Source organism: Christensenella hongkongensis, assembly GCF_000981035.1.
GTDB classification, from domain to species: domain Bacteria; phylum Bacillota; class Clostridia; order Christensenellales; family Christensenellaceae; genus Christensenella; species Christensenella hongkongensis.
Map to the genome: position 1 here is coordinate 1 of NZ_LAYJ01000131.1, position 14,228 is coordinate 14,228.

A 14,228-nucleotide genomic window follows, 5' to 3' on the forward strand; every position below is an offset into this window, starting at 1 on the left:
GGTCAATAGGATATTATGCAAGCACAGTAGGGCTGAATGAAGCAACGATAGCAAAATATGTAAGGGAACAATATTTACAAGATCAGGTGATAGATAAAGTAAGCGTGCAGGAAATAGAAGACCCCTTTAGGGGTAGATAAGAACAAATGCCATGTGGCTTGAACGAAGAGAAAGCCAGCGTCTTTAGACGCTGGCTTGTATCATGCCCTTTTAGGGCTTTTCATGCCACCCGTTTTACGGGTGGTCATGACTTTGAAAAAACATTTTAAAAACAAAAAATTAACACAATGTATAAATTTTTGTTGCGCGGGGCATGGAATAGAAAAAAATAAACTCCCCCATAACAAAAATTATAACAAGAAATCCTATCACACTTTATTTTGATTAACTGTATAATGAGATCAACGGTGAAAGAAATTCGATAATCGACCAGACAAATCAAAACCAGACAGAACTGATAGATTGTATTCACAGAACAAAAAAAGATGAAACAAAAACAAACCGATTCGTCGGTGTCTTAAAGTAATGTTTTTTTATAAGTTTATATATTTGCGGTTTCAGGGAAGAGAACCCTGAAGAATGAAAAAACCAAGGAGGAAAAAAATGAAAAAAAGATTATTGGTATTGATGGTTGTTGTACTTATGGTTGCGTTTACAATGTTTGGCTGCGCTCAGCCGGCAGCTGAAACCGGATCGTCATCTTCGGCAGCGGGTTCTGCATCTGCAGACGCATCTGCCGCATCCGAAGAGAGCTCGGCTGCTTCCGGAGCGGCTGCGGCAGACTCAATTTATGGCGCGCCAAGCACCCTTTACAAGGAAGGCGGCGGAAACAAGATCGGCATCACGGTTATCGATAATACCATCCCGCATTGCCAGGCCTTCGTAAACGGGGCCTCGGAAGTGATTGAAGCCAATGGGGATATCCCGGTTGTGCTTGATCCCGGTTTTGATGCAGCGGTACAGGCAAACAATATCGACGACTTTGTGGCACAGGGATGCGTGGGCATCGTATGCGAGACAATCGACGGGCAGGCACTCATTTCTGTAACGCAGAATGCTGTAAATCAGGGAGTAATGGTCGTATCGGCAGACTTTCCGTTTGCGGAAGGTTATGAAAACCTGATTTGCTCACAGGTTATGACGCCGAATGAAGAAGCGGGTGCTGCGCTTGCTGAAAAAATGGCGGAAGACCTTAATTATGAAGGGAAAATCGTCATCCTCGCAAATCCGGGTACAGGCCCGCAGGCGAGGGCGGATGGATTCCGTTCGGTTATCGAGAAATATGAAGGACTTGAACTTGTATATGACGGAGACGGCGGCGGCGAGGTCGAGAAAGCAAATTCTGTGATGCAGGACCAGTTCCAGGCGAATACGGATATCAGCGCAGTTATCTGCTCGAACGACGAACAGGCGATCGGCGCACATACAGCGGCTGAAACAGCCGGTATTGCAGACCAGGTAAAATGCTATGGATTTGACGGAGCTCCTGAAGCGCTCGATTTTGTAAAGCAGGGTAAAGAAACGGCGTCCCTTGGACAGCAGCCGTATGCAATGGCCAAACAGTCCGCACTTGACCTTTACAAAGCAATGAAGGGCGAGCCTGTTGGCGACGCGGTGAAATATACCACATACAAGATCATCACTTCTGAAAACGCAGATGAAGCTGCAGAGTATTACTATGAAGGGGATCCGAACATCAAATATGTCGAGTAGTATTTGATTTCACAGACGATGGTGCGGGCAGGAAAATCCTGCCTGCAGCCATCAATGGTTAATCGGCCTTGTTACAAGGGAGAATAGGGAATATGAACAGCGATACGATATTAGAAATGAAAGGCATCACAAAGATTTTCCCGGGTGTAAAAGCATTAGACCAAGTTGATTTCGACCTGAAAAGGGGCGAAGTACATGCCCTGCTTGGCGAGAACGGCTCCGGAAAATCTACGTTGATCAAGGTTTTGGGAGGAATCCACAAAGCCGAAGAGGGAGAGATTTTCATCGATGGTGAAAAAGCTGAGATCGAAGGCGTGCACGACGCGGATAAATATGGCGTCAGCATCGTTCATCAGGAGCTGTCCTTTGCGCCGGATATGACGGTGGGAGAAAATATTTTTATGGGAAAAGAACCGAAGGGAAAATTCGGTCTCGTTGATTCCAAAAAAGTATATCGCGACTCCGAAAAAATCCTGCGCGAATTTGGCTCCGATATCGATCCGGACAAAAAAATGAATGCGCTCAGTATCTCGCGCCAGCAGGTAGTTGAAATAGCCAAAGCGCTATCCAATAACGCAAAAATTGTTGTAATGGACGAACCGTCGGCTTCGTTATCCCTAAAGGAAGTGGAGAACCTGTACAAAACGGTTGACAAGCTCAAGGAAATGGGGATATCGGTCATTTATGTATCCCACAGGATGGAAGAACTGTTCCGGTTGTGCGACAGGGTAACGGTGCTGCGCGACGGGGAATATGTCGGAACAAGGGAAATCAAGGATATTACGGAGGACGACCTTGTATCCATGATGGTTGGACGGACGATAGCAGAGCACTATACGACGCATCAGCCCTCGGACGAAGTAATTCTTAAAGTTGAGAATATATCTTGTGGGGATATGGTAAAAAATGTCGATCTCGAGCTTCATAAGGGAGAGGTAATTGGCATTTCCGGCATTGTGGGCGCGGGCAGGAGTGAATTCGCACGCGTGTTAGCCGGAATCGATACGGATTACAAGGGAAAGATCACATTGGAAGGAAAGCCGATCAGGATTCATAATCCGGTCGAAGCAATGAAGCATGGGATCATTCTCGTGCCAGAAGACAGAAAAAAACAAGGATTGGTTTTGTCGCAGACGGTGGATTTTAATTTGAGCCTCTGCGTCCTCAAAGAATTTATCGGCGTAGTTGGAATAAACAGTAAAAAGCAACGTCAGATTTGCGACGGCATGATCGAAGAACTGAATATTAAGGTCACATCCGGCGAGATGACGACGCAAAAGCTTTCCGGTGGGAACCAGCAGAAGGTGGTTATTGGAAAAGCGCTTGCGACAAACCCCAAAATATTATTGCTGGATGAACCTACGCGCGGAATTGACGTAGGCGCAAAAGCGGAAATTTATGACCTGATCGATAAGCTCGCGAAGAAAGGCATGGCGGTAATCATTATTTCCTCAGAATTGCCTGAAATTATGCGCGTGAGCGATACGGTATATGTGATGCGCCGCGGAGAAACCGTCGCAAGGATTCCAAAGGAACAGCTCGATGAGGAAGTAATTATCAAACATGCTACCATGGGGGGAAATTCATAATGAAACAGGAAATGACAAAACAATCTTTTTTGGATAAAAAATGGGCGAAGCCCTTTAAAGAGAATTTCGGCATTTTAATGAGCCTGATTGTACTTTGTGTCGTATTGGGCGTTGTAACAGGATCGTTTTTTACGACGGTAAACATATCAAATGTTTTATTGCAGATATCGACCAATGCGGTAATTGCCTTTGGTATGACGTATGTCATCCTGCTCGGCGGCATCGACCTTTCGGTCGGATCGGTCGTGGCGTTATCCGGCATTGCTCTCGTGGCACTTATGTCAAAATCCGGATTTGACCTTTTGCCTGCAATACTGGTTGCGGTGGCGATTGGGCTTGCAGTGGGAATTGTAAACGGATTTTTTGTAACAAAATGCAATATGCCCGCATTCATCGTTACGTTATCAACCATGATGATCATACGCGGCCTTGCGCTTGTTGTTACGAGTGGTAAACCAGTATATGTCACAGATGAACGTCTTAATTATATTGGAAACGGGAGGATTGGCAATGTGTTCCCGCTTCAGGTCATTTATATGCTGATCATATTCGTGATTTTGTTCATCGTGCTGAATTATACAAGGTATGGGAAACACCTGTATGCCACGGGCGGCAACAAAGAGGCCGCAAGATTTTCCGGTATCAATGTTGTAAAAGTATCGTGGATCGCATACATGATCCAGGGCACGCTTGCCGGCATTGCGGGCGTTATGACAGCAGCCAAGCTTTATTCCGGACAACCTACCATGGGCAATGGGGCGGAAATGGACGCAATCGCCGCGGTTGTACTTGGCGGCACCATGATGACAGGCGGCTCGGGGACGCTTGGGGGTACGCTAATCGGTGCGCTGATTATCGGCGTAATCAACAACGGGTTAAACCTTCTGGGAGTCAATTCCTACTGGCAGGACGTTGTGAAGGGAATTATTATTCTGTTCGCCGTATACCTCGACATTGCACGGAGGCTGCGCGAGCAGAAAAAGATCAAAAAAGCATAGGCCACAGCGGGTAAATGCCCGCATGGCATAAATTGATACAGGTTTCATAAGCGGTATGAATAGAGGGAATTTGGCCCCGTTTTACGGGGGCCTGGTTTCCTGTTGCCAAAAAAAGGGAAAAAACCGCAAATAAACAGGTGAAATACCGTCCGGACGAGGACGGGGCAAAACAATTATAACTATTCAGGAGGGTAACATGAAAATCGAAACTATGACACTATCGGAGCACATCAAGGACGACTATTTGATCGCAACATACTATTTGAACTCTGAAAAAGAGCCGGATCTATACAGCTGGGTAAAACTGATTGCGGCGGATCAGAGCGCAGGCACATGGACGCACGTGGAAGGCGAAACGCCGGAAATTATTGAAAAATACGGCGCAAAGATCATTGGTATCTATCCAATGGCGCAGGAGCACGCCTGCATCGCAAGGATTGCTTTTCCGGTAGCGAACTTCCAGATTTATATGCCCATGATACTGAGCACGGTTGCAGGAAATGTGTTGGGACAATCCGGCGTGCGTCTTGTGGACATTGAACTGCCCGATCCGGTTTTGGAGCAACTGCCCGGGCCGCTGATGGGAATCGACGGTATTCGCGGCCTTTTGAACGTTTATGACAGGCCGCTTGTCGGCGCAATATTGAAGCCCTGCATCGGCGTTGGGCCGGAGCTTTCGGCAAGCGGTGCTGCAAAAGCGGCAGCCGGCGGCGCAGATGTGATCAAGGATGACGAACTGCTTGCGGATCCGGCATATTCGCCAATGGTGGAACGCGTATCCACAGTGATGAAATATTTGAAGGATATCGGAAAGGATAAGAGCTGCCTGTATGCGGTTAATATCACAGGCGAAAACCTGATAGACCGCGCGCATATGGCGATTGACGCGGGTGCAAACTCTATCATGGTCAACTATCAGGCGCTTGGCTGGGGTGATGTGGAGGACCTTGTACGTCATTTGAAACGGGAAGGAATCAAAATACCGATCTTTGGCCATTGTGCTGGAATGGGAGCATATTATACTTCCAAAACAAACGGGATGTCTACATCGCTTGCATGCGGCAAGCTTCCAAGACTGATTGGTATGGATATGTCGCTTGTATATCCGGACAGCGGACGTTTTGGTATTTCCACAAACGAGCTAGTGGAAACGCACAATGCGCTTTCGGCAGATATGGGTGTGATCAAAAAATCCTTTGATACGGTTGCCGGCGGCGTACATCCGGGAACAATACCTTATCTGATGGACCTGCTCGGCGAGGATACCATTCTGATGGCAGGCGGCGGAATTTATGGCCATCCGATGGGCGCAACGGCAGGCGCAAAGGCAATCCTGCAGGCAATGAAGGCTTATAAAGCAGGGGTTGACCTTGCAGAAGCTGCAAAGGAACATGAGGAGCTTGATGCGGCATTAAAATTCTGGTGCAAATAGGAGAAAAACAATGGCAAAAACAAAACTGACAAAGGAAAAGCTGCTGGAAATGCTTCATACGATGGTTCGTATCCGTGAATTTGAGAACGAGGCCATTGAGCTTGCGAAGCAAAACCTGACGCGTGCGGCAGTCCATACCTATAACGGTGAAGAAGCGATTGCAACAGGTGTGTGCGCTCACCTGACCGATCAGGATTATATTACCTCAACACACAGGGGGCACGGGCACTGCGTCGCCAAGGGCGCGGATCTCAAAAAGATGTTTGCGGAGCTTATGGCACGTGAGTCCGGCTATTGTAAGGGAAAGGGCGGATCTATGCACATTGCAGACCTCGCAATCGGTATGCTGGGCGCAAATGGTATCGTAGGCGGCGGAATACCGATTGCAACAGGCGCGGCGCTTGGTATCGACCTGCAGCACGGCGATAATATCGCGGTTTGCTTCTTTGGAGACGGCGCGTCCAATGAAGGCTCGTTCCACGAATCGCTCAACCTTGCAAGCGTATGGAAACTGCCGGTGGTATTTATCTGTGAAAACAATAAATATGGAATTTCCACGCATATTTCAAAGTCCATGAATGTAACGCATGTTTCAGACAGGGCGAAGGGATATGGAATTAAAGGAATGACGATCGACGGGAACGACCTTATAGAGGTATATAACACCTTTGCCGAGGTAGCGGAATATGTACGCGCAGGGAATGGCCCGGTACTCCTTGAAATGGATACCTACCGTCTGAGCGGGCACTATTATGGGGATAATGAAAACTACCGTACCAAAGAAGAGGTCGCCCAATGGAAGAAAAAGGATCCTATTGTGCGGGTAAGAGAAGTCCTGAAATCGGAATATGCAATGACGGATGAGCAGCTCGACCAGATTCGCAAGGAAGAGCATGAAAGAGTCATGAAGGCTTCCGAAGAAGCAAAGTTGGAGCCGGAACCCGGTGCGACGGACCTGACGGAGGACCTTTACGATCCCGATTTTGAAACGATAGAATGGGTTCCGTTTCAGCCGGTTTCCTGATAAAACAGCAAAAAAGAAAGACGAGGCGTTTTTATGAGAAAAATCTCTATGAGACAAGCAGTAAACGAAGCGCTGCATATCGCGTTCAACAGTGACGAGCGGATTTTTACAATCGGTGAAGATATCGCGGTATACGGCGGACAGCTCAGGTGCTCTTACGATCTGCTCGACCATTTTGGCGCGGAGCGCGTACGGGATACGCCCATCTCGGAAACGGGAATCGTGGGCGCGGGAGTAGGTGCTGCGCTGATTGGCCTGAGGCCGATTGTGGAGCTGTCGTATATTGACTTTATCGGCACCTGTTTTGACCAGATTATGAACCAGGCGGCAAAGATACGCTATATGTATGGCGGAGCGGTAAATATTCCGCTTGTAATCAGGACGGAAGGCGGAGCGGGCCTTGGTAACGGGGCGCAGCATTCGCAGTCGCTGGAAGCGATTTTAAGCCATATTCCCGGAATACGCGTGCTCATGCCTTCCAACGCATATGATGCGAAAGGCTTGCTGCTGCGGGCAATCAGGGACAACAACCCGGTTGTGTTTATTGAGCACAAAGCGCTTTATAAGGTGAAGTGCGAGGTGCCGGAGGAGGCATACGAATGCGACTATACCTGCGACATTAAACGCGAAGGAAAAGATATTACGATTGTGGCATATTCGGCAATGGTAAATCAGGCGCTTAAGGCCGCGGAACAGCTGGTACAGGAAAATATCGATGTGGAAATCGTGGACGTACGCTCTTTAGAGCCGCTTGATACGGAAACGATTGTAAAATCCGTACAGAAAACTGGCCGGGCGGTCGTGGTGCACGAGGCATGCAGGAAAGGCGGATTTGGAGCCGAGATTGCGTCGCAGATACAGGAAGCGGCATGGGAAAGTTTAAAGGCCCCCGTATTGCGCGTTGGCGCGCCAAACGTGCCGGTTCCATTTGCGCCGGTACTCGAAAAGCTATTTGTTCCGAATGATGAAAATATCATCGGGGCCGTAAAGGAATGCCTGAATCAATAATAACAAGGAGACAAGACATGAAACTTTTGGTTACGACATATATGGTAGACGAATACAAAGAGGTATTCGAGAAAATGTTCGATGAGGTCCATTATAAAGGGATGATGGAACTTGGACGGCTTCTTACGGAGGACGAGCTTGCAGAGGCACTTCAGGGAATGGACGCGGTTGTCATTGAATTTGATCCGCTTTCCCGCAAAGTCCTTGAACAGGCAAAGGATCTTAAAATCATCCTTTCGGTCCGTGGGGGCGCGCACGCAAATATCGATATAGAAGCAGCGACAGAGATGGGGATTCCAATTACAAACGTTCCCGGGCGCAATGGCGATACGGTAGCGGATTTCACGATTGGTATGATGATTGCTGTTTCAAGGGGGCTTGCACAGGGAAACCACCTGATCAAAAACAAAGTGATGACCGACGAAAAACAGCATTTTGAAAACGGGTTCTGCAAAAACGATATTAACTGGGTTGGCTCGACTCCTGAAAAGTTTGCATATCTGCAATACAAAGGGCCGACGCTTGCAGGAAAGACACTTGGCCTTGTGGGATGCGGGGCGATTGGCATGGAGGTAGCAAAGCGCGCCGTGGCTTTTGACATGGAAGTGATTGCATTTGATCCATACCTGAAGCCGGAAAATATAAAGTATGGCATCAAGCTGATGGAGCTTGAAGACGTGATGCGACAGGCGGATTTTGTTTCGATCCACGTGCCGGTTACGCCATCCACAAGGGGGCTTGTATCTGCTGAGATGCTGTCGCTCATGAAGCCGAACGCATACCTCATTAACAATGCGCGTGCTGCGGTTCTCGATTATGACAAGCTGATCGATATGCTGCAAAAGAATGAAATTGCGGGCGCAGCCCTGGATGTTTATCCGATCGAGCCGCTTCCGGATAACCATCCTCTGGTGGCGATGGATAACGTGGTTCTTACACCCCACATTGCGGGATGCAGCCTCGATCCCTATGTAAGGTCTTACAAAAAGCTCGCGGTGGATGCGCAGAGGTTCCTGGCAGGGGAACGTCCTGAGAAGGTGTATAATCCTGACGTATACAAGGATTGAACGCCGGTTTACAAAACAAAACGACTTAAGATAGGTGGAATGGGAATGGATGCGCTCTTTTTAGGAATCGACGCCGGTACGACAAAAATAAAAACGGTGCTGTTTGATCAGAAAGGGAACGAATTGAAATTCGCCCGAAGGCAAATGGCGCCGGTCTATAATGATTTCGGAAATGTGCTTGCTGACATGAACGAAGTATGGAACATGGTGGTTGAAACGATTCGCGAGGTCACGCAGGACAGCAAACAGTTTGGGGAAATCAAGGCGATAGGGATTACCGCGCAGGGAGACGGACTCTGGATGCTTGATAAGGATAAAAAACCTTTTCACCCGGCGGTGCTGTGGCTGGACGGACGGGCGACCTCGTATATCGACAGATGGAACCGCGAGGGTATCCTGAATGCTTCGGGCAGAGTTGTATTTGCCGGATCGACGCTTCCTTATTCCGTATGGCATTATGACAACGAGCCGGATACGATGAAGAAGGCAAAACATGTACTTTTTTGTAAGGACTGGATCAAATATTGCCTCACAGGAAAAATCGTAACAGATCCAACCGATCTTTCAGACGCGTCGTTAATTCGTGCGAGCGAGGGGAAGTACAATGGAGAGCTGCTTGGAAAGTTCCATGCAGAGCAGCTTTTGGAGCTGCTGCCGCCCATTGCAGGGAGCACGGATGTAATTGGCTATGTATCGGAGGCGGCGGCTGAAGCAACGGGACTTGAGGCGCGTATCCCGGTTGTAAACGGCGCGATTGATGTGGTTTGCACAGCCGTAGGCAGCGGAGTTTATGAGAGGGATACCGCGGTATCGATTGTGGGTACGACAGTATACAGTGAAATGGCAACAGATTCCCTTGACCTGATGGAGGATGCGGGGGATGCCCCGCCTTCCATCATTTGCCATGCAGCAAAGGAGCGGTGGCTGCTTGCGTATGGTACGATGATGGGCGCGCCGAACGTTGACTGGTTCATGCGCGAGATGTTTCATGGGGAGCTTTCATTTGAAGACGCGGAACGCCGTATCAAAAAAATAGCGGCAGGTTCGGACGGGATTATATTCCTACCCTTCCTTGCGGAGGGAGGAGAACGGGCTCCGTTCGTGAAATCAACTGCATCCGCCCAGTTCTACGGAATGAAAGCGCATCACAGCATAGATCATATGCTGCGCGCGGTATATGAAGGGGTTGCGCTTTCCATGAAAGACTGTTATGAGCACTTCCCGGAGAAACCGACCAGTATTAGGCTTTCTGGCGGGGGAAGCGCCAGCGATATCTGGTGCCAGATATTTGCAGACTGTGCAAAACGCCCCGTTGAAACGATCTACGGAAACGAAGTGGGCGCAAGAGGAGCGGCCATTGCAGCCGGAGTAGGCGTTGGATTTTTTTCGGATGTGAGCGAAGGAATCCGCGAGATGGTTAAGGTCAAGCGCACCTTTGAACCAAACGAAGAGGCATGCGAAAAGTATGACCGTATTTATGCGGTGTATACGGAGCTTTGCAGAAGATTATGGGATGTATGGGATATGGAATATTAATAACAAAGGAGATATCATCATGAAAAAAGAAATTATTATGCCTAAGATTGGCCTCGATATGGAAGAGGGAACAATCAATAAGTGGCTAAAAAAAGTGGGCGACCACATGGAGGCAGGCGAGTCTATTCTGGAAATCGAGACGGATAAGGCTGTAACGGAAGTAGAAGCCGCGGTCAGCGGAACACTTGTGGAGATTGTTGCCGGGGATGGCGATACGGTAGAAATCACCAAGACAATCGGATGGGTAGAGACCGATGAATGACCGTGAATTGAAGCTGACGCCGCTGCAAAAGGCAATGAGCAGGCAAATGCTCGCGAGCTGGACTGAGGTTCCGCAATTTCAGTTGGTCGCAGAAATCAACTGTGGGGCGGTCATGGCGTTCCGCAGGCTGGTTCCATATAAGCCTTCATTTACGACGATTATGGTGAAGGCGATGGCGGATACGCTCCAAAACCATCCGAAGCTGAATTCCGCATGGGCGGGAGACCATATCGTCGAACATGATGAGGTCAATATGGGTGTAGCGGTCGATACGCCGCGAGGCCTTCTTGTGCCGGTAATCCGCAACGCGTCCAATAAGACGCTGCAGGAAATTCATCAGGAAATGGAAGAAATCAAGGAAGCCTCAAAGGAGGGCAAGTTTAAAATGGACGCGCTTTCCGGGGGAACCTTTACGCTCAGCAATCTGGGAATGTTTAACATACGTTCCTTTCAGGCGATTGTTAACGCTCCACAGGCTGCGATTTTGGCAGTTTCCAAAATTGCCGATACGCCCGTCGTAGCAGATGGAAAGCTTGAAGCGGGAAAAGTGATGAGCGTATCATTAAGCATCGACCACAGGGTAACAGACGGTGCAAGCGGAGCACGCATGCTCCAGGATTTTGTGGCTCTTATGGAGGCGCCCCAGGATCTTGGCTGAGCTTTCTGGAGCGTGCGGTACGGCAGGCGAAAATCCATAGTATTAATATCGACACTTAAACTCCTATGTCCTGAAAATGTTTGCCAGTACCGCATTTTGCAAAACAGACCGTGAAACTCACGGCCTGTTTTGTTATGATCTTTACATACACATGATTGAAATGTCACTATTCTCCGGCAAATTCAATCAGCACCTTTGGGTAAAAGCCCGTTTCGGTTGCTTCGAATGCCTCCTGAGCGTCGTTGAGCGAAAAAATCTTTGATATAATTGGCTCCAGGTCGAGCCTCGGCATAATCTCACGGATACGCGGAAGCATATAAGGAGCCATATAAAAGGGTTTGAGAGTTGCCTCCTTCAGGTAAAGCTCGGAGGTGGTAATCGGAATATCCGTATTTAGCCCGTAAACACTCGAAAACGCGATTGTTCCTTCACGTGCCAATAGCTTTGAAGAAAGCCTGAGCATTTTGATGTTGCCCGAGGTTTCGAAAATAACGTCGTAGCCAAGATAGTTTGTAATCCCGTTTGCCTCGGCGGCGATATTCTGCTTTGAAGGATCGATTATGTATTCGGCGCCGAATCTTCGCGCAAGGTCACGGTTTGCCTCGGTTGAATCGATTACTGTGATGCAGGTAGCGCCTTGCATTTTTACCAACTGGAGGATTAGCAGGCCGGGTACTGTTGCGCCGATTACCATCGCTTTGTCGCCCATTTTAATACTTGCGCGGTCCATACCATGAAGTGCGTAGCCGATAGGATCTGTAAGGCAACCTGCTTTCATTGGGACTGATTTTGGAAGATGAATCAGTTGTCGAGCCTTCCAGACGATATATTCGGACATCGCGCCCTCTGTCATACGCAAGTTCAAACAATGCGCTTCCTTTCCGCTCAGGCAGTAAAAACAATGACCACATGGCTGCCATGCGTAACCGCTGACTCTGTCTCCTTCAGAAAAACCAAGTGCTTTCGCTTCTGTTCCGCATTCGACGACTGTGCCGGACATTTCATGCCCGGTTGGATAAAGGATAGGCCCCCAGGCCAGCATTTCATCACTGCGCTCAAAAAATGGAAGATCGTCAAAACAAACACCTGCGTAGGATACCTTGATCTTTACATCGTCGGGAGCCTGGATTTCCGGCTCCGGCTTTTCAAGTAGTTCGACTTTTCGGCTATGTGTAATAGAGACTTGTTTCATTATTATTCCTCTTTTATTTGATGGAGTGGCAGTAACCTTTATATTCTGTTGGCGTCATACCGACGATTTTCTTGAAAATCTGGCTGAAATAGCGGTAATCTGAAAAACCAAGGGCTGATGCGACATCTGCGATCTTTTTTTCCGTATTGCGGATGTAGCTCTTTGCACTGCAAATTTTAAGAAGCGTAAGATAACCGGTGAAGGTAGTCCCCGTTTCTTTTTTGAAAAGATGGCTCAGGTAAGTATCGGTAACATGAACGCCGGATGCTATTTGTGTCAGGGAGACGGAAGATAAAAAATTGTCTATAATTTCTGCTGAAGCTTTCAGGATCAGCTCATTAACCGTGTGGTGGTAACCGGAGCATTTTTCTCCCAAAGCATAAAACCAGCTTTTGATTGCGGAGCATTCATCCTCGATCGTTTCAAAATCAAGAATGAAGGGGCTGCTGCCTTCAACCTCCTCCAAATGATATAGAAAGAGGATTGTGGATGATATCAGCTCTAGCTTGTGCCTGATATAAAAGAGCTCTGAAAAACTGCGGGAAGGCTTTAAATTCCAGATATAAAGCTCGTTTAGCAACTGTGCGGCAGAATCTACATCCGCAGGAAAAAGGCGTAAGATGCGAATGGCGTGAAATTGCTCTGCAAGCAAACCATCGGTTGAAGAAATGGAATCAGAGCATTTTACCACAAGGTCGGCTTCCGTAATAAGGTCCAGATTGCCGACAAAATAGCCATACCGGTATTGTTTCATAATTTGGCGGTATTTACTGCCTAAGACATTTGGCGCTGAAGGATTGCTCAGGAAAAAAGTGAATGACACGTTGCTTTTACCCTCCAGAAGATATTTAATCTCGAATAAAAGCTTTTCTCTGGATGCTTGATCGATTTGCTCTGCATGGTCGAGCATGATGCAGAGTGGGCCGTCGTTTATAAAAAACGCCGCGCCTCTACCATATTGTTTTAAAATATCTTCAATTTGCCAGAGCAGAGATTTTTTAAAGGACGTATCAAACTGCAAAAAAGGCCGGAAAGGACGTGGGAGAAGCAGGCTGATTTTGGATTCGGAATGAAATCCGTATTTCCCGCGCAGATAGTCCAGCGCAGCAGGGGAAAAAGAGCCGTCGCCCAAAAGCTGTGCGCTGAGTTTATAATCAGCGTCATCCTTCGACGGGGATGGTGCCGATTGCCTTTGCAGGATGCCGAGGATATCGGAAAAAGTGCTTTTCAGATATTCCTGTGAGATGTCGTTGAAACAAACCGTATTAAATACATACTGGTATTGCATGGGAAGGCAGCGAGCGTCAGGCTCGACAAGAAGGACAACAAATTCATTGGAATGATTGTAGATTTCGCCAATCAGCGTCAGATACCGTTCAACGCCAATAACGGGAAGGGAACGGTCCAGAATAATAATTTGTGGCTTGTACAGTTTTAACTGTTCCAGGCCAAGAGCTCCGTTATATTCTGCGCCTACAATGTCGATTGGAAGACCGCAACGGGAGATCATATCGCATAGCAAGGAAACAGCGCTATAATTATTCATCAGAATCTGTAATTTCAGCATTATAGTTCTCCGGTATCTTAAAAATCTTAAGACTTTCGTCCAGCCGTTTCAGGAGCATTTTTACCCGCATGGCTCTTTTTGTTTTTTCATTGAACGAAAATCCAACACAACAAGGCAGAATGCCAATAAAAAAGTATATTTATAGATTATCACGAACCGGAAAAAGGTACAAGCAAAACCCG

General features: G+C 47.8%; 12 protein-coding genes and 1 pseudogene. 11 read left to right on the top strand and 2 right to left on the bottom strand.

Annotated elements, in window-relative coordinates:
* From CHK_RS16955 to CHK_RS13590, 11 genes and pseudogenes are all read left to right on the top strand, one after another.
* Nucleotides 1–140, top strand: a pseudogene (locus tag CHK_RS16955) (IS200/IS605 family transposase); the annotation flags it as partial.
* A 463-nt stretch (nucleotides 141–603) separates the two neighbouring features.
* Nucleotides 604–1,713: a sugar ABC transporter substrate-binding protein gene (locus CHK_RS13545; RefSeq protein WP_046444614.1), complete on the top strand. Its 1,110-nt coding sequence runs from the start codon at nucleotides 604–606 to the stop codon at nucleotides 1,711–1,713.
* Between the two features lie 92 nt (nucleotides 1,714–1,805).
* Complete coding sequence (locus tag CHK_RS13550; protein ID WP_046444615.1) at nucleotides 1,806–3,302, top strand: sugar ABC transporter ATP-binding protein; 1,497 nt, start codon at nucleotides 1,806–1,808, stop codon at nucleotides 3,300–3,302.
* On the top strand, nucleotides 3,302–4,300 hold the full coding sequence (locus tag CHK_RS13555) for an ABC transporter permease (protein ID WP_235811552.1): 999 nt from the start codon (nucleotides 3,302–3,304) through the stop codon (nucleotides 4,298–4,300). Before CHK_RS13550 ends, CHK_RS13555 begins: the two co-directional genes overlap by 1 nt.
* Before the next feature lie 196 nt (nucleotides 4,301–4,496).
* Complete coding sequence (locus CHK_RS13560; protein ID WP_046444616.1) at nucleotides 4,497–5,732, top strand: RuBisCO large subunit C-terminal-like domain-containing protein; 1,236 nt, start codon at nucleotides 4,497–4,499, stop codon at nucleotides 5,730–5,732.
* Between the two features lie 10 nt (nucleotides 5,733–5,742).
* Entirely contained in the window at nucleotides 5,743–6,756 is a 1,014-nt protein-coding gene (locus tag CHK_RS13565) for a thiamine pyrophosphate-dependent dehydrogenase E1 component subunit alpha (RefSeq protein WP_046444617.1), read from the top strand.
* 33 nt (nucleotides 6,757–6,789) lie between these two features.
* A complete protein-coding gene (locus CHK_RS13570; protein ID WP_046444618.1) occupies nucleotides 6,790–7,764 on the top strand; it encodes an alpha-ketoacid dehydrogenase subunit beta in 975 nt (324 codons plus the stop codon).
* Nucleotides 7,765–7,781: 17 nt separating this feature from the next.
* Nucleotides 7,782–8,831 (top strand): 2-hydroxyacid dehydrogenase, encoded by a 1,050-nt coding sequence (locus CHK_RS13575; RefSeq protein ID WP_046444619.1) that lies wholly within the window; start codon nucleotides 7,782–7,784, stop codon nucleotides 8,829–8,831.
* A gap of 45 nt (nucleotides 8,832–8,876) precedes the next feature.
* Nucleotides 8,877–10,367 (top strand): FGGY-family carbohydrate kinase, encoded by a 1,491-nt coding sequence (locus CHK_RS13580; protein ID WP_046444620.1) that lies wholly within the window; start codon nucleotides 8,877–8,879, stop codon nucleotides 10,365–10,367.
* 19 nt (nucleotides 10,368–10,386) lie between these two features.
* Complete coding sequence (locus CHK_RS13585; protein WP_046444621.1) at nucleotides 10,387–10,629, top strand: biotin/lipoyl-containing protein; 243 nt, start codon at nucleotides 10,387–10,389, stop codon at nucleotides 10,627–10,629.
* Entirely contained in the window at nucleotides 10,622–11,287 is a 666-nt protein-coding gene (locus CHK_RS13590) for a dihydrolipoamide acetyltransferase family protein (RefSeq protein ID WP_046444622.1), read from the top strand. The genes CHK_RS13585 and CHK_RS13590 overlap by 8 nt, the downstream gene beginning before the upstream one ends.
* A gap of 166 nt (nucleotides 11,288–11,453) precedes the next feature.
* Here the strand turns inward: CHK_RS13590 and CHK_RS13595 are convergent, their stop codons facing one another.
* Complete coding sequence (locus tag CHK_RS13595; RefSeq protein WP_046444623.1) at nucleotides 11,454–12,479, bottom strand: zinc-dependent alcohol dehydrogenase; 1,026 nt, start codon at nucleotides 12,477–12,479, stop codon at nucleotides 11,454–11,456.
* A gap of 13 nt (nucleotides 12,480–12,492) precedes the next feature.
* Nucleotides 12,493–14,046 carry a response regulator transcription factor gene (locus tag CHK_RS13600; protein ID WP_046444624.1) on the bottom strand — a complete coding sequence of 518 codons (1,554 nt, stop codon included), beginning with the start codon at nucleotides 14,044–14,046 and terminating at the stop codon, nucleotides 12,493–12,495.
* Between the last annotated feature and the right edge of the window lie 182 nt (nucleotides 14,047–14,228).

Bases quoted from the DNA above. Each gene is read 5' to 3' on its own strand.
- CHK_RS13570 (WP_046444618.1), top strand. From the start codon at position 6,790: ATGAGAAAAATCTCTATGAGACAAGCAGTAAACGAAGCGCTGCATATC.
- CHK_RS13565 (WP_046444617.1), top strand. From the start codon at position 5,743: ATGGCAAAAACAAAACTGACAAAGGAAAAGCTGCTGGAAATGCTTCAT.
- CHK_RS13585 (WP_046444621.1), top strand. From the start codon at position 10,387: ATGAAAAAAGAAATTATTATGCCTAAGATTGGCCTCGATATGGAAGAG.
- CHK_RS13600 (WP_046444624.1), bottom strand. From the start codon at position 14,046: ATGCTGAAATTACAGATTCTGATGAATAATTATAGCGCTGTTTCCTTG.
- CHK_RS13555 (WP_235811552.1), top strand. From the start codon at position 3,302: ATGAAACAGGAAATGACAAAACAATCTTTTTTGGATAAAAAATGGGCG.
- CHK_RS13595 (WP_046444623.1), bottom strand. From the start codon at position 12,479: ATGAAACAAGTCTCTATTACACATAGCCGAAAAGTCGAACTACTTGAA.
- CHK_RS13550 (WP_046444615.1), top strand. From the start codon at position 1,806: ATGAACAGCGATACGATATTAGAAATGAAAGGCATCACAAAGATTTTC.
- CHK_RS13545 (WP_046444614.1), top strand. From the start codon at position 604: ATGAAAAAAAGATTATTGGTATTGATGGTTGTTGTACTTATGGTTGCG.
- CHK_RS13580 (WP_046444620.1), top strand. From the start codon at position 8,877: ATGGATGCGCTCTTTTTAGGAATCGACGCCGGTACGACAAAAATAAAA.
- CHK_RS13560 (WP_046444616.1), top strand. From the start codon at position 4,497: ATGAAAATCGAAACTATGACACTATCGGAGCACATCAAGGACGACTAT.
- CHK_RS13575 (WP_046444619.1), top strand. From the start codon at position 7,782: ATGAAACTTTTGGTTACGACATATATGGTAGACGAATACAAAGAGGTA.
- CHK_RS13590 (WP_046444622.1), top strand. From the start codon at position 10,622: ATGAATGACCGTGAATTGAAGCTGACGCCGCTGCAAAAGGCAATGAGC.